Below are 20,290 nucleotides of genomic sequence, written 5' to 3' on the forward strand. Positions count from 1 at the left end.
TCATCAAGGGGGAATGACATGGACGTGGTCGACAGGCCGGCGCTGGATGGCGCACGGGTGAATGAGGCAGGTGCGGCGTTCGCGGGGTTCGTGCGGACGGGCGCGACGATCGAGATGAAGGCGTTCACCGGCGTATCGGGGGATGCGGGCGGTTATGCGGTCCCGCGTGAGATCGATGCGACGATCGACCGCGCGCTGGTGGCGGCATCGCCGATCCGGCAGATCGCCAACGTGGTGAAGGTCGGCTCGGCCGGGTATCGCAAGCTGGTGACGACGGGGGGCACGCCGTCCGGCTGGGCATCGGAGGTGGCGGCGCGGCCGGGCACCGCGACGCCGGTGTTCCAGGAGATCGCGCCGCCATCGGGCGAACTCTATGCCAATCCCAGCGCCAGTCAGGCGATGCTGGACGATGCCGCGTTCGACGTGGAGGAATGGCTGGCCGGGGAGATCGCGACCGAGTTCGGCCGGGCCGAGGGCGCGGCGTTCGTCAACGGCAATGGCGTGAACCAGCCGAAGGGGTTCCTGACCGGGCCGACCTCGCCGGCGGGGGACGGGGTGCGGCCGTTCGGGACGATCCAGCATTTGATCAGCGGGACGGCGGGCGATTTCGGCGCCAACCCCCAGGACCGGCTGATCGACCTCGTCCAGTTGTTGCGCGCGCCCTACCGGCAGGGGGCGTGCTTCGTGATGAACGCCGGCACGCTGGCGCGCATCCGCAAGTTCAAGACCAACGATGGCGCGTTCGTGTGGCAACCGTCGCTGAGCGCGGGGCAACCCGCGACGCTGCTCGGCTATCCGGTAGTCGAGGCGGAGGAGATGCCCGATATCGGCGCGGGTACGCCATCGGTCGCGTTCGGCAATTTCCGCGCGGGATATCTGATCGCGGAGCGGGGCGAGACCGCGATCCTGCGCGATCCCTATTCGAACAAGCCGTTCGTCAGCTTCTACGCGACCAAGCGGATCGGCGGCTGCGTGATGAACGCGGAGGCGATCAAGCTGCTGAAGTTCGCCGCGAACTGATGACGAACGTCTTCCCCGCGCCGGTGGCGCGGGGAGGACCGGGGGAGACGGGCATGGCCGATACGGGGGTGGGCGATACGGGAGTGCCGGCGGCCACGATCGCGGGGGCGGTCGCGGCGGCGCGGGGGATGCTGCGGCTGGAGGGGCATGGCGAGGACGCGGTGCTGACCGGGCTGGTCCGCACCGCGCTGGAGGCGGCGGAGATCTGGTGCGGCGCGGCGCTGGTGGCGCGGCCGTGCGCGGAGGTGCTGACCGGCACCGGCGGCTGGCAGGTGCTGCGGCAGCGGCCGGTGACGGCGATCAACGAAGTCACCGGCGTCGGGCTGGCGGATCACGCGATCGACATCGATGCGGCCGGGCGCGGCCGGGTGATGCTGCCCGCCGGCGCGACCGCGACGGTGCGCTACGTCGCGGGCACGGCGGCGCGGTGGGGCGCGGTGCCGGGGCCGGTGGCGCAGGGCGTGGTGATGCTGGCGATGCATCTGTGGGACCATCGCGGTGGCGATGCCGCGCCGCCGGCGGCGGTGGCGGCGCTGTGGCGGCCGTACCGGCGGCTGGGGATCGGGGCATGAGCGCGGTCGAGCGGATCGCGGCGCGGATCGGTGCGGTGGCGGTGGCGCGGGTGCGGGCACGGCTGATCGCGGCGCTGCCGGTGACGGAGCGGGGCGACGATCTGGTGCTGCAGGCGCCGCGATCGATGCTGCGCTGGCCGGCGGGGGCGCTGCGGTGAGGGCGCTGCTGATCGCGGGGGTGGTCGCCCGGCTGCGCGCCGCGCCGGCGCTGCGGGAGGTGGCGGTGTTCGATGCGCCGCCGGTGCGGGCCGCCCTGCCCCATGCGCTGGTCGAGGAACCGGTGCTGGCGGACTGGGGCACCAAGGACTGGCGCGGGCGGGAGGGGCGGCTGGCGGTGACGTTGGTCGATGGCGGCGAACGGCCGGTGCGGCTGCGCGGGCTGCTGGCGGCGGTCGAGGACTGGCTGCCGGACATGCCGCCCGATCTGGGGGCGGGATGGCGGCTGGTGCAGCTGCGCTTCCTGCGCAGCCGGATGGTGCGATCGGGGGAGCGGTGGACGGGCACCGCGGAGTTCATGGTCAGGATGGGGGAGACGGCACGATGATCGAGAAGGGCAGCGCGTTCCTGCTGAAGGTGGGCGACGGGGCGACGCCCCCCGCCTTCGCGACGGTGGCGGGGCTGCGCACGACGCAGCTGTCGGTCAACGGCGAGGCGGTGGTGGTGACCAACAAGGATTCGGGCGGCTGGCGGCAATTGCTGTCGGGCGCGGGGGTGCGATCGGTCAGCGTGTCGGGCGCGGGGGTGTTCACCGGATCGGCGGCGGAGGCGCGGCTGCGCGGCCATGCGCTGTCGGGCGTACTGGACGATTACCGGCTGAGCTTCGAGGGGGGCGAGACGATGACCGGGCAGTTCCTGGTGACGCGGCTGGACTATGCCGGGGATTTCAACGGCGAGCGTTCGTACACGCTGTCGCTGGAGAGTTCCGGCGCGGTGGTGGCGGCGTGAGCGCGGCGGCGAACCCGGTGCGGGGCGAGGCGGACCTGCGGGTGAACGGCGAAGCGGTGGTGCTGCGCCCGTCCTTCGCGGCGCTGGTGGCGGCGGAGGGCGAACTGGGGCCGCTGTTCGCGCTGGTTGAACGGGCGGCGGCGGGCGGGCTGTCGCTGGGTGAGACGGTGGCGCTGTTCTGGCACTGCGTCGTCGACCGGCCCGGCTGGCTGACGCGCGCGGTGCTGGGCGAGGCGGTGGCGGCGGGCGGGCTGGCGGCGGCGACGCCGCCGCTGCGGGTGCTGCTGGGGCAGATACTGGCGGGGCGATGACGACCTTCGCGCATACCGCCGGGCGGCTGGCGGGACAGGCGGGGGCGGTGCTGGGCTGGTCGCCCGCCGCATTCTGGGCCGCGACGCCGGCGGAGGTGGCGGCGGTGGTCGCGGCGCTGGCCGGCGAGACGGCGAGCCCGCCCGACACCGCGACGATCGCACGATTGAGGGAGGCGTTTCCGGATGGATGAGGAAATCGAGCGGCTGGTGATCGCGGTGCGCGCGGACACCGCCGGCTTCGCCCGCGATGTGGCGCAGATGCGCGGCGAGCTGGGCGGCGGGCTGGGCGAGGGCGCGGAGCGGGCGGGGCGGCTGATCGAGGGATCGCTGCTGCGGGCGGTGCGCGGCGGCAAGCTGGGGTTCGACGATCTGCGCGCCACGGCGTTGCGCGCGCTGGACGATATCGCCGGTGCGGCGCTGCGCGGCGGCGTGCAGGCGCTGCTGGGGGGTGGTGGTGGCTTGGGATCGGCGCTGGCCGGGCTGCTGGGCGCACCGGGGCGGGCGACGGGCGGGCCGGTGACGGCGGGCCGCGCCTATACGGTCGGCGAGCGGGGGCCGGAACTGTTCGTGCCCACGGGGTCCGGACGGATCGAGCCGATCGCGGCGGCGTCCCCGCGCGAGGTGCGGGTGGCGATCACCGTCAATGCTGCCGCGGGGGCGGCGGCGGGGGTGCTGATGCAGTCCAGCCGGCAGGTGGCGCGCGCGGTGCGGGCGGCGCTGGCGGAACGCTGAAGGGGCGAGGGGGCGATATGGGGCATTGGCTGGCGCGGGCACGGACGGTGCAGGCGGAGGATGTGATCGCGCGGTTCGATCCGCGGTTCTGGACGGTGAACTTCCCCCGGCCGATGATGGCGTCGGTCGTCACGACCGCGCCGGATGCGTTGCGGGTGGAGACGGTGTTCCACCGCGCGGACGATCTGGCGGGGCTGATCTGGGCATCGGCGGACCAGGTCGACCATGTCCTGCTGCGGTACGAGACGGCGCGCGATTTCCGCGACTGCCGCCTGCGGTTCCGGTGGCGGTCGGGCGGGATCATGCCGCTGGACGCGGTGAACGGTCCGGTGCTGACGATCGAGGGGCGTGACGAGCAGGGCGTGGCGCGGGCGTGGTATGTGCGACTGTGGAACTATGCGACCGGGACGCCCGAGGATGCGGCGGTGGCGATCGATTTCGCCAACGTTGCCGGCGGGTTCCTGCACCCGCAGGAGGCCGATCCGGTCTGGGCGGGGGACATCGACCGGATGTTCGTGTCGCTGGTGCCGCCGGACTATACCGGCGCGGCCGAACCGCTGGCGATGCCGGCGGAAGGCTGGGCGGACCTGAGCGACATGGTATGCGAGGGGCCGGGATCGGTGCTGGCGATCGGCGCGGCGGTGGTGCCCGAACACGGGCTGGCGATCGCCAGCGGCTATGACGACAGTTACGACCTGACGCCGGCCCGGCTGCTGCGCAATGCGTTGCACCTGGGGTATCGCGGGGCGATCGTCCATTATGTCGGGATGAGCCATTATTTCCGGCTCGAACGGCAGGGTGACGGCTTTTACGTCAGTCTGGCGGATGGTGTGCTGAACGGGCCGTGCGCGGCTTGGCATCGCGACTTCGCGGGCCGGGCGCGGGCGCTGGGCTATGACGTGATCTGGTCGCTGTCATACGAACTGTTCGATGCGCATTGCTGGCAGGACTGGAAGCAGCGGGCGGCGGACGGATCGCCGGCGCTGACCGGCTGGGAACCGCCGTCGACGCTGCTCAGCCCCGCGCATGACGGGGCGATGGCGTATCTGCGGGCCGTGGCGGCGGCGTTCATGGCGATCGCGGTGGCGGCGGGACTGCCGCCGAAGTTTCAGGTCGGCGAGCCGTGGTGGTGGGTGCAGCCGGACGGGCACCGACCCTGCCTGTACGACGCGGCGGCGGTGGCGGCGTTCGCGCCGGTGCCGATCGCGTCGATGCGAGGGGCGATGACGGCGGCGCAGCGCGAGACGCTGGACCGGGCGGGGGCGTGCCTGGCGGCATCGACCGCGGCGATGGTGGCGGCGGCGAAAAACGCTGTGATCGATGCGGGCGGTGGCGGCTGCGTCAGCCATCTGCTGACCTATCTGCCGACCGTGCTGGATCCCGCCGCGCCCGAGGCGAAGCGCGCGAACATGCCGGTCGGCTGGGCAAGCCCCGCCTTCGACGTGCTGCAACTGGAGGATTACGACTGGGCGGCGGTGGGCGATGCGGTGTCGACCGCGCGCGGCATTGCGGCGGCAGAAGCGCGGCTGGGCTATCCGGCCGACCGCCAGCATTACCTGTCGGGCTTCGTGTTGCGGCCGGACCAGTCCGCGCAGTGGCGGGCGATCGATGCGGCGGCGGAGACGGCGCGGACGCGGGGCGTGGCGATGACGGTGCTGTGGGCGCTGCCGCAGGTGATGCGCGACGGCTTCGTCCATTTCGACACATCGGGGGAGGACGCGGTGCAGGCATTCGACGACGTGGCGTTTCCGCTGGCGCTGGGGCGCGAGGCGGAGGTGGCGCCGACCTTTTCGACGCAGGTGATGACCGCGGGCGGCGGCGCGGAACAGCGCAACGCGGCCTGGGCGGAGGCGCGGGCAACCTACGATGTCGGGCCGGGGCTGCGATCGGAGGCGGATATCGCCGCGCTGCTCGGCTTCTACCGGGCGCGGATGGGGCCGGCGCGCGGGTTTCGCCTGCGCGACCCGTTCGACTGGCAGGCGGCGGGCGTGCCGATCGGCACGGGCGATGGCGCGGGGCGGCGGTTCGCGCTGGTGAAGCGCTACGGCGACAGCGTGCGGCGGATCACCCGGCCGGAGGCGGGCAGCGTCGCGGTGCAGGTGGATGGGATCGCGACCGGCTTCGCGATGCAGGCGGGGGGATGGGTGGTGCTGGACATGCCGCCGGCGGCGGGGGCGGTGGTGACCGCGTCGTTCCGCTTCGACGTGCCGGTGCGCTTCGCCGAGGACCGGCTGACGGTGAGCCGCGCGACCTTCCGGGCGGGCATGGCCGCGTCGGTGCCGCTGATCGAACTGCGCGAGGTGGCCGCGTGAACTGGCTGGACGCGGAACTGGCGACGGTGGCGCTGTGCTGGCGGATCGAGCGGCGCGACGGGGTGGCGATCGGACTGACCGCGCACGACCGCGATCTGGATGTCGACGGGCTGATCCACCACGCCGCGCCCGGCATGGTGCCCTCCGCCGTCCGCCGCGAGGTCGGGCTGGAGGCGGACACGATGGAGGTGGCCGGCGCGCTGGACCGCGCGGCGATCGACGGGCGCGACCTGCTGGCGGGGCGCTGGGACGGCGCGCGGGTGGCGGTGTTCGCGGTCGACTGGACCGGGGGTGCAGGCAGGGTCGATCTGGGCGAGGGGGTGATCGGGGCGGTGGAGATGGCGGACGGCCGCTTCTCCGCCGAACTGACCGGGCCGGGCGCGGCGCTGGACCGGCCGGCGGTGGAGGACACCTCGCCCGAATGTCGCGCCACGCTGGGCGACCGGCGATGCCGGGTGGCGATGGCGGCGCGGCGGCGGTTCGCGCGGGTGGTGTCGGCGGACGACGCGACGCTGGTGCTGGATGCCGCAGAACCGGTCGCGGATGGCTGGGGCGGCGGCACGCTGCGCTGGTTCGGCGGCGCGAATGGCGGGCTGGAGAGCGCCGTCGCCCGGTCGGCGGGGGCGGTGGTGACGCTGCGCTCGCCACCGGTGTTCGCGGTGGCGGCGGGGGTGCTCGTGGAAGTGGCGGAGGGGTGCGACAAGTCGCTGGCGACCTGCGCGACCCGGTTCGGCAACGCCGCGAATTTCCGGGGCGAGCCGCACCTGCCGGGGATCGACCTGCTGACGCGGTGGCCCGGCAATTGAGCGCGGTGGCGCGCGCCAGGGCGCTGCTGGGGGTGCGGTTCCGGTGGCAGGGGCGGGACGGGGACGGGCTGGATTGTCTGGGGCTGGCGGCGCTGGCGCTGGGATTGCGGGGGGTGCCGGGCGGGTATCGGCTGCGGGGGGGCGATCCGGCGGTGGCGGCGGCGTGGCTCGACGCGCGGCTGGTGCGGGTGGCGGCGTGGGCGGCGGGCGATCTGCTGCTGGTCCGCTCCGGCCCTGGGCAGCTGCACTGCGCGATCTGGACGGGTGACGGGATGATCCATGCCGATGCCGGCCTGGGCCGGGTGGTGGAGCGGCCGGGGATGCCGCCCTGGCCGGTGATCGGGGCGTGGCGACAGGCTTAGGGCGAAAACGGGGGAAATAAGCGATGGCGACGCTGGTGTTGACGGCGCTGGGCACGGCGGTGGGCGGGCCGATCGGGGGCGCGATCGGCGGCGTGCTGGGCAATCTAGTCGACCGGCGGGTGCTGGGCACGGCAGGCGAGGGACCAAGGCTGACCGAACTGGCGGTGCAGACCTCGTCCTATGGCACGCCGATCCCGCAACTGTTCGGGACGATCCGGGTCGCTGGCACGGTGATCTGGGCGACCGACCTGAAGGAGACGCGGGGCGGTGGTGGCGGCGGCAAGGGGCAGCCGGCGACGACGACCTACAGCTATTCGGCGTCATTCGCGGTGCTGTTGTCGGCGCGGGCGATCCGGCGGGTGGGGCGGATCTGGGCGGACGGGCGGCTGATCCGGGGTGCGGCCGGGGACCTGAAGGTGAAGGCGACCTTGCGCGTCCATACCGGCGGCGAGGATCAGCCGGTCGATCCCCTGATCGCCAGCGCGGAAGGGGCGGCGCCCGCCTATCGCGGCATGGCCTATCTGGTGTGGGAGGACCTGCCGCTCGCGGAATTCGGCAACCGCCTGCCGTCGCTGACGGTCGAGGTGGTGGCGGACGATGCGCCGGTATCGACCGCCACGGTGGCGGCGGCGATGGTGGCAGGGGCGGCCGGGGGCGCGGCGACGGTGACGGGCTTCGCAGCCAGCGGCAGCGTGCGCGGGGTGCTGGCGGTGCTGACCGGGCTGGAGGATGGCTGGTGGATGCCGGCCGGCGCGGGGTTGCGGCTGGCGACGGCCGGCGACGACGTGCGGTCGGTCGATGATGCCGCCGTCGGGGTGGCGGGGCTGGAGGGCCCGGCACGGGGGCGGTCGATCGCGCCGCTCGACCAGGTGCCGCGCACGATCGAGATCGGCCATTACGAGGCGGCGCGCGATTACCAGGCGGGGTTGCAACGCGCGGTGCGGCCGGGGCCGGGCCGCGCGACGCAGCGTACCGAGATGCCGGCGGTGCTGACCGCGTCCGCCGCCAAGACGCTGGCGGACCGGATGCTGGCCCGCGCCGAGGCGGACCGGACGCGGCGGACGATGACGCTGGGGCTTGCGGGCATGGCAGTCGTGCCGGGCATGATGGTGACGATCGCGGGGGAAACCGGGCGCTGGCGGACGCTGGACGCGACGGTGACGGGCATGGCGACGCGGCTGACGCTGGCGCCGGTCGCGCCGACGATGCTGCCGGCGACGCGGGCCAGCGGTGGCCGGGTGGCGGCGGCGGTGGATGCGCCGATCGGCGCGACGCTGCTGCATGTCGCCGAACTGCCGCCCCTGGACGATACGCTGCTCGCCGCGCCGCGGCTGACCGTGCTGGCGGGCGGCGCGGGCGCGGGCTGGCGACAGGCGGCGCTGTTGTGGAGCGTGGACGGCGGTGTCAGCTGGACCGCGGCGGGGGCGACCGGTGCCGCCGCCGTGATCGGCACGGTCGAGGCGATCGCGCCGGTCGCCACCACCGCTGTCTGGGACGGGGCGGGGGCGATCGTGGTGCGGCTGGCGCGCGCCGACATGATGCTGGACGATGCCGATGACGCGGGAATGGTCGATGGTGCCAATCTGGCGGTGATCGGCGGCGAACTGGTGCAGTTCGGCCACGCGGAACCGCTGGGCGACCGGCGCTGGCGGCTGACACGTCTGTTGCGGGCGCGGCGCGGCAGCGATGCCGGGGCGGCGGGGGGTCGCTTCGCGCTGATCGAGCCGGCGGCGGTGCGGACGATCGACCTGCCACTGGCGGCGATCGGCGCGGAAATCCGGGTGCTGGCGATCGGCGTCGGCGATGCCGATCCGGTCGAGGTGCGGACCTGGCTGACCGGTGCATCGGTGCGCCCGCCCGCCCCGGTGCACCTCCACCATGCGGACGGCGTGCTGCACTGGACGCGGCGGAGCCGGGCCGGATGGCGCTGGAGCGACGGCGTGGAGGCGCCGCTGGTCGAGGAGACGGAAGCGTACCGGGTGACGGTGACCGCTGGCGACGTGGCTGGTGGCGACGTGGTGAGCGACGTCGCGACCGACCGGCCGTGGCTGGCGATCCCGGCGATGGCGGGCGCGACCGTGGCGGTACGGCAACGCGGCACCTGGGCGGAATCCGCCCCGGTATCGCTGCGATGGGACGGGTGAGGGGGATGACGATGACGACGACACCACGATGGGGCCTGCCGCTGATCGAGCCGGGGCAGGCGCAAAAGGAACTGTTCCACAACGAATCGCTGCTGCTGATCGACGCGGCCGTGCAGGCGGGCGTGGTCGCGGTCGGCACGGAACCGCCCCCGCCCGATCCGGCGGCGGGCGATTGCTGGGTGATCGGCCCCGCGCCGGTCGGGGCATGGGCGGGTCATGGCGAGAAAGTGGCGATGTGGACGGCGGGCGGCTGGCGATTTCTGAATCCGCCTGAGGGAATGGCGGTATGGGACCGGGCGACGGGATGCCTGTGGCGGCATCGTTCGGGTATGTGGTTGCGCGGAAACACAATCCCGACCGCGACCGGTGGCGCGACGATCGACGAGGGCGCGCGCCAGATGCTGGCGGCGGTGATCGAGGTGCTGCGCGGGCATGGTCTGGTCGCGTGAAAACCTGTGGCGCCAGGGCAACAGTCGCGAAAGTTTGTCGCCTTGCCGTGAAACCATCCGTTCGATAGTGGGTTTGCGCACTCCGTAGTGACACTCAAGAAAGGGGATTATGATGCGGAAGGTTGCCATTGTTCTGGCACTTGCCTCCACAGCGATTGCTGCTCCCGCCCTCGCCCGCGACAAGTCGTGGTACGTAGGCGTGGAAGGCGGCGCGATGATCGTCGAGGATATCGATTATGATATCACCGGCGCCACCGCTGCTGCTACCGGCACCGGTACGGTCGATCACAATTACGGCTTCGATGTCGATGGCGTGGTCGGTTATGACTTCGGTGGTTTCCGTCTGGAAACCGAAGTCGGCTATCGTCGCGCCACCGTCGACGGTTACTCGTCGACCACCACCACCCCGCGCTTCAATGCAGCCGGCGTTCGCAGCGATGCGGCCGCGGGTACGTACGGCGTTGCCGGCGGTCGCAGCTCGGCGCTCAGCTTCATGCTGAACGGCCTGCTCGACTTCGGTGAAGACGATGCGATCCAGGGCTTTGTCGGCGGCGGCGTGGGCGTTGCCCGTGTTGCGGTCAACTATGCCCTGAACACGCAGCGCGACTTCGTCGACGACAGCGACACCGTGTTCGCATGGCAGGCGCTGGCGGGTATCCGCGCACCGCTGACCGAGAACATCGACGCGACGCTGAAGTATCGTTTCTTCAACGCCGAGAACGTCAAGCTGGTCGACGTCGCCAACCGTACGCTGGACGGCCGGTTCCGCTCGCACAGCGTGCTGGGTGGCCTGACGTACAACTTCGGTTCGCCGACCCCGCCGCCGCCGCCGCCGCCGCCCCCCGCGGACGTGCCGCCGCCGCCGCCCCCGCCGCCCGCTCCGGTGCCGGAAGCGGTTCCCTGCTCGCCGGGTCCGTTCATCGTGTTCTTCGAGTGGAACAAGTCGGACATCACCCCGGAAGCCGCGTCGATCCTCGACAACGCCGTGACGCAGTATCAGAGCTGCGGCAGTGCGCAGGTCCAGCTGGCGGGTTACACCGACACCTCGGGCGCAGCGTCCTACAACCAGGGCCTGTCGCAGCGTCGCGCAGACGCGGTGAAGGCGTACATGAGCTCGCGCTCGATCCCGGACAGCGTCATCACGACCAGCGCGTTCGGCGAAACCAACCTGCGCGTGCAGACCGCCGATGGCGTCCGCGAAGTGCAGAACCGTCGCGTGGAAATCACGTACGGTCAGGGTGCAGGCCAGTAAGGCTTACGCTCTACGTCAAAGAGGGGAGGTCGGCGCGAGCCGGCCTCCCTTTTTTATTGTCCGTCGTGGATCGTCGTGGCGGCGGCACGGGGATGGTGGCGGACGTCGCCCCAGCGACGGCACCGGCCACCGATCGATCCGGCAACGGCGTGGCGGCGGGGGGCACCGACCGTCATGTCCATCACGCCACCGCCATCGTGCCGGACCATGGCATCGGATGCGATCCGTCATATCCGATCCGATGCCCGACAAGGTGTCAGAGCGTCAGAGCGTCAGGCCGTCAGGCCGATCGGCATAAGGGTTGCCATTCCAGCCGCGCGATGCTGCGCCATAGCCATTCGAGCGGACCGTAACGATAGCGACGCAGCCATGGCGTCGACCAGCCGAGCATCAGCCCCCAGGCGACCGGCACCAGCCCATAGAGCGCGGCCCGACGCCATTCGCCGAACTGCCCGAACCCCCAGCCGAACAGGCAGGTCAGGGCGATGCTGGTCATCAGATAGTTGCTGAACGCGGTCCGGCCGGTGGCGGCGAACCATGCGCTCCAGCGGCCACCGGGCCGGATCAGCAGCAGGATCAGCGCCGCATAACCGACCGCGCCCGCCATCCGCAGCGGCTCCGCCCCGACCAGCGACGCGCCGTACACCCAGGGAAGGGCGAAGCGGTGGTGCAGGACGAGCAGGGCGAGCGCCGCATAGCCGGTCAGCGACAGGCCGAGGCACGTCACCGCCCAGCGGCGGTAGCGGGTGCGCGGCCATGCGCCGGTCAGGAAACCGGTGCGATACGCCGCCATGCCGAGCAGGATCGCCCCCAGCGTCTGTGGGCCGACCACCAGCAGGCCGATCAGCGGACTGGTCGCATGATGCCAGCGCCAGGCGACACCGGTCAGCCAGCCGCCATTCTGTGCCGCGACCTCCGCAACGATCGTCGCGGCGGGTGGCGTGCCGAACACCGCCGCATAGCCGTTCCAGGTCGCGATCGCCTGTGGCGTATCGCGCGCGGCGGCGGCGATCAGTGCGGCCAGTCCGCCTGCCGACATCGCCAGCCCCAATACCGTGACGGCGATCCCGATCGCGATCAGCGGGCGGGGGGACAGGCGCCTGAAGGGCCAGGCGATCAGCCCGACCAGCGCATAATGGCTGAGGATATCGCCCCACCAGACCAGCCACAGATGCACGCAGCCGATCGCGAACAGGGCCGCCATCCGGGCGATATGGACCCCGCTCGGATCGTCCCCCGCCAGACCGGCCCGATCCGCGACGATCAGCATCGATGCGCCGAACAGGAACGAAAACAGCCCGCGCATCCGCCCTTCGACGAGGACGAAGTTGGCGAACCAGGCCGCGATATCGGCCGGACCCGTGCCACCCGCCGCGACCGGCGAGAAATACGCCGCGCCCGGCAGCGCGAAGGCGGGCAGGTTGGCGACGAGGATGCCCATCACCGCCACCCCGCGGATCACATCGAGCGAGACGATCCGGTCCGCCGGTCGACCGGCGTCGATAGGGGAGGCGGCATCGATAGGGGCGGCGGCCGGATCGGCAGCGGGATCGGCGGGGGCCATGGCGTCGCCCCTTGCCCTGCACCGTTCGCCCCGACAAGCGCGAGCATGGTGACGGCAGGGCGGCCCCCGGATGGGAACCGCCCTGCCGCTGGATCAGGCGAAGACGACCCGCACGCGGCGCCGGCTGCGGCGCAGCGCGATGCCGGTCATGCCGAACCCGGTCAGCATCAGCGCCCAGGTGCCGGGTTCCGGCACCGCGAGGACGCTGTTGATCCAGTTGGCGTGGTAGGCGGTCGACACATAGCCGCCGAACTCGCCGAACGTGGAGTTCAGATCGTCGTCGATATCGCCGAAGCCGGAGCCGAAGCTCAACCCGAACGAGGTAATCGCCGCGACCTTGCCGTCGATGAAGCTGGCCCCGCCGGAGTCGCCACCCGCCGTCATCGCCTCCATCGCGCCACGCCCGAGATTGCAATAACGCGTCGAGGTCACGCCGACCGCGCCCGTGATGATGCAGGACGCGTCGTTGTCATCCAGACCGTTATCGAAGTCGGACAGCAGGACGTTGTCGATCTCCGCGCCGTTTTCGCCCAGAAAGTCGAGCCCGCCGTCGATCCCTTCGTCACCCAGCGCGAAATCGAACAGGTTGTCGCCCTGCCGCTTGCGACCGGTGCCGAGATTGTCCCCGACCAGTCCACCGCCATCGGACCGGGCGCCGACGCCCGTCACGTTGAAATTCTGGCCGCTGGCATTCCCGGTATAGAGTTCGTAGCTGGTGGCGAACAGCGGCGCCGCCTGCGACAGGCGCAGCACGGCGATGTCGTTCTGATCGATCACTTCGCCTCTGTAACCGGCATTGACGAAATAATCGCTGACCGCGATCGCGGTGGATTGGGCACCGGTGATGACATAGTCGGGATCGGTGCCGTTGTAGAAATAGGCGGTCGTCGACACCGGATTGGCGGTGCCCGCGCCGCCGCTGACGCAGTGCCCGGCGGTCAGGATCGACTGGCGATCGGCCATCAGCGAACCCGAACAGATGAATCGGTCGCCGTTGCTATAGGCCATGATGAGCGCGACGGTGCCGTTGTAGCGCGATGCATTGGCGAAGAATGCAGGATTGCCGCCGCCCGCGACGGTCGCCGTCGAGGTGGTGCCGACGATGCTGTTGGTGGCGGTGAAAGTCAGGCCGTTATGCGTACCGGTTATCGTCGCCGCGGTGGCCGGCATCGCGGCGCCCATGAACAGTGCAGCCGTCAGGGTGCGGTAGAACATTTGCTTCATGAAAGTTTCCCCGTTTCACGCCCGCTTACCCCCTGCATTTTGCATCGGTCGGTTTTGGTGCGCTGCGGAAAGCTATCACGGCTTTTGGGATAGTAAACGAGTTTTAATGTCTCTTTTTAAACAGATAGCGAAAGATCAGGCAAGCGGGGGAAGGGAACGCGGCACTGCCGGTCATGCCGACGCCCGCCAGCATCGGCCCGCAGCTACGGGGTTACGGTACCGGCAGCATCACGCCGGTAATCCAGTCGGCCTGAAACCCGGTCGAACCGGTGTCGGGCACGGGATGATCCGGATTCGGCCTGCCATGGAAATGGATCGCCGTTAGATCGCGCGGCACGGGCATGGGCACGAGAGCGGGGATCACCCCGCTCCCCGCACGGGATTTCAGGCCAAGGCGGCGTCCGCCCCCATCAGCGCGGGGAAGAACCCCTCGTGCGCGGTCCGCAGCGCATCCAGCGTGACGACGTCGTCGCGGTTCGGTCGTTCGAAGATCAGGCGCTTGCCGCCGGTGCGACCCATCGGTTCCGCCTCCACGCCGGCGGCATGGGCGGCGCCGAGGAAATCGAGCAGCGCGGCATCGTCGACCGTGACGATGTAGACGCCCTGATCCTCCGCAAAGAAGCTGTGCGCGCAGTCATAGGGTTGCTTGCGGTCGATCATCGCGCCGATATTGCCGGCCAGCGCCATTTCCGCGATCGTCACCGCGATGCCGCCATCGGATACGTCGTGGACGGCGGTGAGCTGGCCCGCCGCGATCGCGGTGCGGATCAGGTCGCCGGCGCGGCGTTCGGCGTCGAGATCAACGCGCGGTGGCGGCCCTTCCTCGCGGCCATGGCATTCGCGCAGCCACAGGCTCTGGCCCAGATCGCCGCGGCGGGTGCCGATGACGAGGATGATGTCGCCGATGCCCTTGAAGGCGATCGTCGCGTTCTTCTGCCAGTCCGCCAGCAGGCCGATCGCACCGATCGCCGGGGTCGGCAGGATCGCGGAGCCGCCGCCGGTCGCCTTGGACTCATTGTAGAGCGAGACGTTGCCCGACACGATCGGGAAGTCGAGCGCGCGGCATGCGTCCGACATGCCCTCCAGGCAGCCCACGATCTGGCCCATGATCTCGGGCCGCTGCGGGTTGGCGAAATTCAGGCAGTTGGTGATCGCCAGTGGCGTCGCGCCGACCGCGGTCAGGTTGCGCCATGCCTCCGCCACCGCCTGCTTGCCACCCTCGACCGGGTCGGCGAAGCAATAACGCGGCGTGCAGTCGGTGGTGATCGCCAGCGCCTTGTCGGTGCCGTGGACGCGGACCACCGCGGCGTCGCCGCCGGGGCGCTGCACGGTGTCGGCGCCGACCATGTGGTCGTACTGTTCCCAGATCCAGCGGCGGCTGGCGATGTCGGGCGAGCCCATCAGGGTCAGCAGATCGGCACCGATATCGCGGCTTTCGGGCACGTCGACCAATGCCTTGGCCGGCGGGGTCGGCACGTGCGGCCGGTCGTAGAGCGGCGCGTCGTCGGCCAGCGGGCCGAGCGGAATGTCGCACACCACCTCGCCGTGATGGCGCAGCACCATGCGGCCGGTATCGGTGACATGGCCGATCACCGCGAAGTCGAGTTCCCATTTGCGGAAGATCGCCTCCGCCTCCGCCTCGCGGCCGGGCTTCAGCACCATCAACATGCGCTCCTGCGATTCGGAGAGCATCATCTCGTAGGCGGTCATGCCCTCCTCGCGCTGGGGCACGTCGTCCATCACCAGTTCGATGCCGACGCCGCCCTTCGAGGCCATCTCGACGCTGGAGGACGTGAGGCCGGCGGCGCCCATGTCCTGGATCGCGACGATCACGTCGGTCGCCATCAGTTCGAGGCACGCCTCGATCAGCAGTTTCTCGGTGAAGGGGTCGCCGACCTGCACGGTGGGGCGCTTGGCATCGGCATCCTCGCCGAAATCGGCCGACGCCATCGTCGCGCCGTGGATGCCGTCGCGCCCGGTCTTCGACCCGACATAGACGATCGGATTGCCGATGCCGCTGGCGGCGGAATAGAAGATCTTGTCCTGATCGGCGATGCCGACCGTCATCGCGTTGACCAGGATGTTGCCGTCATACGCCTTGTGGAAATTGACCTCGCCACCCACGGTGGGCACGCCGACGCAGTTGCCGTAGCCGCCGATGCCCGACACGACGCCCGAGATCAGGTGGCGCATCTTCGGATGATCGGGCCGGCCGAACCGGAGCGCGTTCATGTTGGCGATCGGCCGCGCGCCCATCGTGAACACGTCGCGCAGGATGCCGCCGACCCCGGTCGCCGCGCCCTGATAGGGTTCGATGTAGGAGGGGTGGTTGTGCGATTCCATCTTGAAGATCGCCGCCTGATTGTCCCCGATATCGACCACGCCGGCGTTCTCGCCGGGGCCGCAGATCACCTGCGGGCCGGTGGTCGGCAGCTTCTTCAGATGGATGCGGCTGGATTTATAGCTGCAATGTTCCGACCACATCACGGAGAAGATGCCGAGTTCGACGAGGTTCGGCTCCCGCCCCAGCGCGTGCAGCACGCGATCATATTCCTCGGGGGACAGGCCGTGCTCGGCAACGACGTCGGGGGTGATCGCGGCGATGGTCTGGGTCATGGCGTGCAGATAGCGGCGCGCCGTCCGTCCGTCACCCCGGCAGCGTCATCGAGGCGCGCATTGTGGCAGGATGGTCATAATTTTTCGACGTTTTGCGATTAGACAGGCAACGGCTGCCGATCTTGGCAGTTGTCATTCCGTGTCACTACGGGGCCAGGGGCGGCGTTCGAACCGGACGCCGCCTTTGGTTTGTCAGTTGTAAGGGGTTTGTCAGCCGTAAGGCGGTTGGGTGAAGCCGGCCGGGCTGGCGGTGAAGATCTCGCAGCCATCCTCGGTGATGCCGATGGAATGTTCGAACTGCGCGGACAGCGAGCGATCGCGCGTCACCGCCGTCCAGCCATCGTCGAGCAGCTTCACGTCGGGACGGCCGATGTTGATCATCGGTTCGATCGTGAAGATCATGCCGGGCCGCAGTTCGGGGCCGGTGCCGGGGCGGCCGACATGGACCACTTCCGGCGCGTCGTGGAACAGGCGACCGACGCCATGGCCGCAGAAATCGCGGACCACGCCGTAACGATGCGCCTCGGCATGGCGCTGGATCGCATTGGCCACGTCGCCCATGCGGTTGCCGGGCCTTGCCTGTTCGATCCCGATCATCAGGCATTCATACGTCACCTCGACCAGCCGGCGCGCCTTCAGCGGCACATCGCCGATCAGGTACATCCGGCTGGAATCGCCGTGCCAGCCATCGACGATCGGCGTCACGTCGACATTGACGATATCGCCGGATTTCAGCGTTTTGTCCGACGGGATGCCGTGGCAGACGACGTGGTTGATCGAGATGCAGCTGCTATGGGTATAGCCGCGATAGCCCAGCGTGGCGGGCACGCCGCCGTTCGCCATCACAAAATCATAGATCATCCGGTCGATCTCGCCGGTGGCGACGCCGGGCACCATGTGCGGGGCGATCATGTCCAGCGCTTCGGCAGCGAGGCGCCCCGCCTTGTGCATCCCGGCAAAGGCGGCGGGGCCGTGCAGCTTGATCGCGCCGGTGCGGCCGCCGGGGGAGTCGGAGGTTACGGTGACATAGTCGGTCATGCCCGTAATATAGCGTGGCGGCCGCGCTTTGGCGAGGCTAAGGCCGGATGCATGGACAGCGACGATATGGGCGAACGCATCTGGACCGCCGCGCTGGTGGTGATCGGCGACGAGATATTGTCCGGGCGGACGCAGGACCGCAACGTCGCGCAACTGGCGACGTGGCTGAACGTGCAGGGCATCCGGCTGGCCGAGGTCCGCGTCGTCGCCGACCGCGAGGACGCGATCGTGGAGGCGGTGAACACCTTGCGCGCACGCAACGATTATCTGTTCACCACCGGCGGCATCGGCCCGACACATGACGACATTACCGTCGATGCGATCGCCGTGGCGCTGGGCGTGGGGGTGGAGCACCACCCGGACGCGATGGCGACGCTGGAGGCCTATTACGCGACGCGCGGCGGGCTGACCGAGGCGCGGGCACGGATGGCGCGGGTGCCGGCAGGCGCAGGGCTGATCGAGAACCGTGTGTCGGGTGCGCCGGGCATCCATGTCGCCAACATCTTCATCATGGCCGGGGTGCCACACATCACCGCCGGAATGCTTGACATGCTGACCGGGACGCTGGAGGGCGGACGCCCGGTGGTGTCGCGGACGATCGGCTGCTGGGTCGCCGAAAGCGAGGTCGCCGACCTGCTGCGCGACACGGAGAAAACGCATGCGGGCGTGTCGATCGGCAGCTACCCGTTCTTCCGCGAGGGGCGGACCGGTGCCAATTTCGTGGTGCGCAGCCCCGATGCGGCGCTGGCCGACACCTGCGTCGCCGATCTGGCCGCCGCGCTCACCGCGACGGGGCGGACGGTGATCGCCGAGGGTATCTGAGCGGCGGGCGCCGGGATCAGCCGGTGCCGACCACGTGCAGGCCCGGCCGGCCGATCGGCAGCGATCCGGCGGCGAGGTCCGCGATCAGGCGTTCTGCGGCGGCGCGGCCTGCGGCCCAGCGGCGCGCGATCGAAGGGCCGGAGAAATCCATCGCCTTGCCCGCCACCTCAACCCGCTGGTCGGTATAGATGACCGGGGCCAGCGTGACGGCGATGTCGTCGCGCCCGGCGTGGACCGCTTGCCAGCGTGCGATGGTGCGGCGCGACTGGGCGGCGAAGATCAGGTCCTGCATCCGCGTCGCGGTGTCGCCCAGCGTGCGCGGCAACGGTTGCGCCAGCGGCAGCAGGTCGACCGCCACGCACAGCATCGGCCGCGCCGATGGCGCCGCCAGCACCGGATCGAGCGGCAGGTTGGCGGACAGCCCGCCATCGACCAGCCATCGCCCCTCGATCTCGACCGCCGGATAGGCGACCGGCAACGCCGCGCTGGCACGGATATGCTGCGCCTCGATCCGGGTGTCGCGGCTGTCGAACACCATGTCGAGCCCCGATTCCAGATCGAGCGCGGTCGCGGTGAAACGGCAATGGCCGGCGTTCAGTTCGTCCGCATCGACCAGCCGCGCCAGCATCGCGGCCAGCTGGTCCGTCTCGAACAGCGAGGGGTGATGATCGGTCCAGGGGGCGAGCGACGACAGCAGCGGCCCGAACATGCCGGGCCGCCCCGCCGCCAGCGTCCACGTCACCGCGGCGGTGCGGCGGGCCGTCTCCGGCCAGGCCGACTCATGGTGCAGGCCGAAGACGGGCCAGTCCGCCGGCGTGCCGTCCGGCCGCCACAAGGCGCGCAAGCCATCGATCCGGCGCGACGGGGCGGTGCCGGCGATGATCGCGCCGTTGATCGCGCCGATCGAGGTGCCGACGATCCAGTCGGGCAGCAGGTCGGCATCGTGCAGCGCATGATAGACCCCCGCTTCGAACGCGCCGAGCGCGTTGCCGCCCCCCAGCACCAGCACCAGATCGAAGTCACGGGTTTCCGTCATCGCCGCGCCCCGCCGCGCCGTGCCGCCATCACCGCGATGCCGATCAGGCTGGCGATCAGCACCGTCCCCGGTCGCTTCTGCACCTGCAACGCGATGCTCGATCGGCGGGCATGGACGGGTCGACTGCCGCGCAGGCCATCGGCGCGGGGGCGGTGGAGATTGTCGTGGCGGGCGGGGTCGCCGGCGTCGCCCGGCTGCTGCTGCGCGCGGGTGCCGGCAGCCTTCATGATGAGGTCGGCGACACGCGGCGCGGCCTGCGCAAGTATCGAAGACAACAGGCCGCCGCCGCCGGCATACAGCGTGCGGCGCGGATGCGCGCAGGCGAACAGCGCCGCGTCGGCCACCACCGCCGGGGTGTAGAGTGGCTGCGGCAGGCGCGGCGGCTGGCCCATGTAATTGCGCGCATGTTCGGGAAAGGGCGTGTCGATCGGCCCCGGCTTGATAAGGGTGACGGAGATGCCGTCGCCCTCCACCTCCATGCGCAGCGTATCGGTCAGCGCCTGCACCGCGTGCTTGGTCGCACTGTACGGCCCCTGTTGCAGGATCGCGCGATCCCCCAGGATCGAGCCGATATTGACGATCGCGCCGCCGCCGCGCCGGCGCAGATGCCGTGCGGCGACCAGCGAGCCGTGCAGCACCCCGAAATAATTGACGTCGAACACGCGGCGATGATCCGCCACCGGCACCTGTTCCAGCGTGCCGTAGGTGCCCGTGCCGGCATTGTTGATCCAGCTGTCGAACCCGCCGAATGCGCCGGTCGCCACCCCGGCGATGCGTTCCACCGCCACCGGATCGGCGACATCCGCGACACAGACCGCGATCCGCGCGCCCGCCGCCGCCAGCCGGGTGCGCAGCGCCGCCAGCGCCGCCTCGTTCCGCGCCACCGCGACGACCGCTGCGCCCGCCTTCACCGCGCGTTCCACGATCGCGAGGCCGTTGCCGCTGGTGGCGCCGGTGACGACGATCACCTGTTGGCCCAGAGGTTTCAATGCGATCGGCATGCCCGTGTCCCACCATGCCGCCGGGTGGTGGCGACCCCGTTGGGAACGGCGCATGGCCGGGATCGATCCGGAAATAACGTCAGT

The 20,290-nt window shown here is 70.6% G+C and carries 23 protein-coding genes; 15 read left to right on the top strand and 8 right to left on the bottom strand.

Going from position 1 to position 20,290, the window contains the following annotated elements; all coding sequences use genetic code 11:
* Positions 1–18 precede the first annotated feature (18 nt).
* The 14 genes from IFT82_RS06525 to IFT82_RS06590 all read left to right on the top strand — a co-directional run bounded on the left by IFT82_RS06525 (position 19) and on the right by IFT82_RS06590 (position 10,905).
* Entirely contained in the window at positions 19–1,020 is a 1,002-nt protein-coding gene (locus IFT82_RS06525) for a phage major capsid protein (RefSeq protein ID WP_192125543.1), read from the top strand.
* Complete coding sequence (locus IFT82_RS06530) at positions 1,020–1,592, top strand: head-tail connector protein (RefSeq protein ID WP_244646557.1); 573 nt, start codon at positions 1,020–1,022, stop codon at positions 1,590–1,592. The genes IFT82_RS06525 and IFT82_RS06530 overlap by 1 nt, the downstream gene beginning before the upstream one ends.
* Positions 1,589–1,750 (top strand): hypothetical protein, encoded by a 162-nt coding sequence (locus IFT82_RS06535; protein ID WP_192125544.1) that lies wholly within the window; start codon positions 1,589–1,591, stop codon positions 1,748–1,750. The genes IFT82_RS06530 and IFT82_RS06535 overlap by 4 nt, the downstream gene beginning before the upstream one ends.
* Entirely contained in the window at positions 1,747–2,136 is a 390-nt protein-coding gene (locus IFT82_RS06540) for a tail completion protein gp17 (RefSeq protein WP_192125545.1), read from the top strand. Before IFT82_RS06535 ends, IFT82_RS06540 begins: the two co-directional genes overlap by 4 nt.
* Positions 2,133–2,537: a phage major tail protein, TP901-1 family gene (locus IFT82_RS06545; RefSeq protein ID WP_192125546.1), complete on the top strand. Its 405-nt coding sequence runs from the start codon at positions 2,133–2,135 to the stop codon at positions 2,535–2,537. The genes IFT82_RS06540 and IFT82_RS06545 overlap by 4 nt, the downstream gene beginning before the upstream one ends.
* Complete coding sequence (locus tag IFT82_RS06550; protein WP_192125547.1) at positions 2,534–2,848, top strand: GTA-gp10 family protein; 315 nt, start codon at positions 2,534–2,536, stop codon at positions 2,846–2,848. The genes IFT82_RS06545 and IFT82_RS06550 overlap by 4 nt, the downstream gene beginning before the upstream one ends.
* Positions 2,845–3,039 carry a phage tail assembly chaperone gene (locus tag IFT82_RS06555; RefSeq protein ID WP_192125548.1) on the top strand — a complete coding sequence of 65 codons (195 nt, stop codon included), beginning with the start codon at positions 2,845–2,847 and terminating at the stop codon, positions 3,037–3,039. The genes IFT82_RS06550 and IFT82_RS06555 overlap by 4 nt, the downstream gene beginning before the upstream one ends.
* A complete protein-coding gene (locus IFT82_RS06560; protein WP_192125549.1) occupies positions 3,032–3,580 on the top strand; it encodes a tail tape measure protein in 549 nt (182 codons plus the stop codon). The genes IFT82_RS06555 and IFT82_RS06560 overlap by 8 nt, the downstream gene beginning before the upstream one ends.
* A gap of 17 nt (positions 3,581–3,597) precedes the next feature.
* Positions 3,598–5,892 carry a DUF2460 domain-containing protein gene (locus tag IFT82_RS06565; RefSeq protein ID WP_192125550.1) on the top strand — a complete coding sequence of 765 codons (2,295 nt, stop codon included), beginning with the start codon at positions 3,598–3,600 and terminating at the stop codon, positions 5,890–5,892.
* Positions 5,889–6,698 (top strand): baseplate hub domain-containing protein, encoded by an 810-nt coding sequence (locus tag IFT82_RS06570; protein WP_192125551.1) that lies wholly within the window; start codon positions 5,889–5,891, stop codon positions 6,696–6,698. The genes IFT82_RS06565 and IFT82_RS06570 overlap by 4 nt, the downstream gene beginning before the upstream one ends.
* On the top strand, positions 6,683–7,060 hold the full coding sequence (locus IFT82_RS06575) for an NlpC/P60 family protein (RefSeq protein WP_342355066.1): 378 nt from the start codon (positions 6,683–6,685) through the stop codon (positions 7,058–7,060). Before IFT82_RS06570 ends, IFT82_RS06575 begins: the two co-directional genes overlap by 16 nt.
* A gap of 23 nt (positions 7,061–7,083) precedes the next feature.
* Entirely contained in the window at positions 7,084–9,204 is a 2,121-nt protein-coding gene (locus IFT82_RS06580; RefSeq protein WP_192125553.1) for a phage tail protein, read from the top strand.
* An 11-nt stretch (positions 9,205–9,215) separates the two neighbouring features.
* Positions 9,216–9,653 (top strand): DUF2793 domain-containing protein, encoded by a 438-nt coding sequence (locus IFT82_RS06585; protein WP_192125554.1) that lies wholly within the window; start codon positions 9,216–9,218, stop codon positions 9,651–9,653.
* A 112-nt stretch (positions 9,654–9,765) separates the two neighbouring features.
* Positions 9,766–10,905, top strand: coding sequence for an OmpA family protein (locus IFT82_RS06590; protein WP_192125555.1), 1,140 nt, complete (start codon positions 9,766–9,768; stop codon positions 10,903–10,905).
* 53 nt (positions 10,906–10,958) lie between these two features.
* On the opposite strand, the gene IFT82_RS20535 is transcribed toward IFT82_RS06590, so the two are convergent.
* The 6 genes from IFT82_RS20535 to map form a co-directional block, all read right to left on the bottom strand.
* Complete coding sequence (locus tag IFT82_RS20535; protein WP_207105742.1) at positions 10,959–11,114, bottom strand: hypothetical protein; 156 nt, start codon at positions 11,112–11,114, stop codon at positions 10,959–10,961.
* 71 nt (positions 11,115–11,185) lie between these two features.
* Positions 11,186–12,469 carry a DUF418 domain-containing protein gene (locus IFT82_RS06595; protein ID WP_192125556.1) on the bottom strand — a complete coding sequence of 428 codons (1,284 nt, stop codon included), beginning with the start codon at positions 12,467–12,469 and terminating at the stop codon, positions 11,186–11,188.
* Between the two features lie 93 nt (positions 12,470–12,562).
* Complete coding sequence (locus tag IFT82_RS06600; RefSeq protein WP_192125557.1) at positions 12,563–13,693, bottom strand: trypsin-like serine protease; 1,131 nt, start codon at positions 13,691–13,693, stop codon at positions 12,563–12,565.
* A gap of 211 nt (positions 13,694–13,904) precedes the next feature.
* Positions 13,905–14,036, bottom strand: a complete 132-nt coding sequence (locus IFT82_RS21160) for a hypothetical protein (protein ID WP_274602220.1) — start codon at positions 14,034–14,036, stop codon at positions 13,905–13,907.
* Between the two features lie 41 nt (positions 14,037–14,077).
* Positions 14,078–16,309 carry a phosphoribosylformylglycinamidine synthase subunit PurL gene (gene purL, locus IFT82_RS06605; protein ID WP_192125558.1) on the bottom strand — a complete coding sequence of 744 codons (2,232 nt, stop codon included), beginning with the start codon at positions 16,307–16,309 and terminating at the stop codon, positions 14,078–14,080.
* A 210-nt stretch (positions 16,310–16,519) separates the two neighbouring features.
* Positions 16,520–17,347: a type I methionyl aminopeptidase gene (gene map, locus IFT82_RS06610; protein ID WP_192125559.1), complete on the bottom strand. Its 828-nt coding sequence runs from the start codon at positions 17,345–17,347 to the stop codon at positions 16,520–16,522.
* A gap of 66 nt (positions 17,348–17,413) precedes the next feature.
* Here map and IFT82_RS06615 point away from each other — a divergent pair, with 66 nt between their 5' ends.
* The gene (locus tag IFT82_RS06615) at positions 17,414–18,169 is read left to right on the top strand and encodes a competence/damage-inducible protein A (protein ID WP_192125761.1); all 756 of its coding nucleotides are present in this window, start codon (positions 17,414–17,416) and stop codon (positions 18,167–18,169) included.
* Positions 18,170–18,185: 16 nt separating this feature from the next.
* On the opposite strand, the gene IFT82_RS06620 is transcribed toward IFT82_RS06615, so the two are convergent.
* Both IFT82_RS06620 and IFT82_RS06625 read right to left on the bottom strand, forming a co-directional pair.
* On the bottom strand, positions 18,186–19,205 hold the full coding sequence (locus tag IFT82_RS06620) for a patatin-like phospholipase family protein (RefSeq protein WP_192125560.1): 1,020 nt from the start codon (positions 19,203–19,205) through the stop codon (positions 18,186–18,188).
* Positions 19,202–20,206, bottom strand: a complete 1,005-nt coding sequence (locus IFT82_RS06625) for an SDR family oxidoreductase (protein ID WP_192125561.1) — start codon at positions 20,204–20,206, stop codon at positions 19,202–19,204. The genes IFT82_RS06620 and IFT82_RS06625 overlap by 4 nt, the downstream gene beginning before the upstream one ends.
* Positions 20,207–20,290: the final 84 nt, after the last annotated feature.

The sequence above is a fragment of the Sphingomonas sp. CFBP 8760 genome (assembly GCF_014841615.1).
In the GTDB taxonomy this organism is placed as follows: Bacteria; Pseudomonadota; Alphaproteobacteria; order Sphingomonadales; family Sphingomonadaceae; genus Sphingomonas.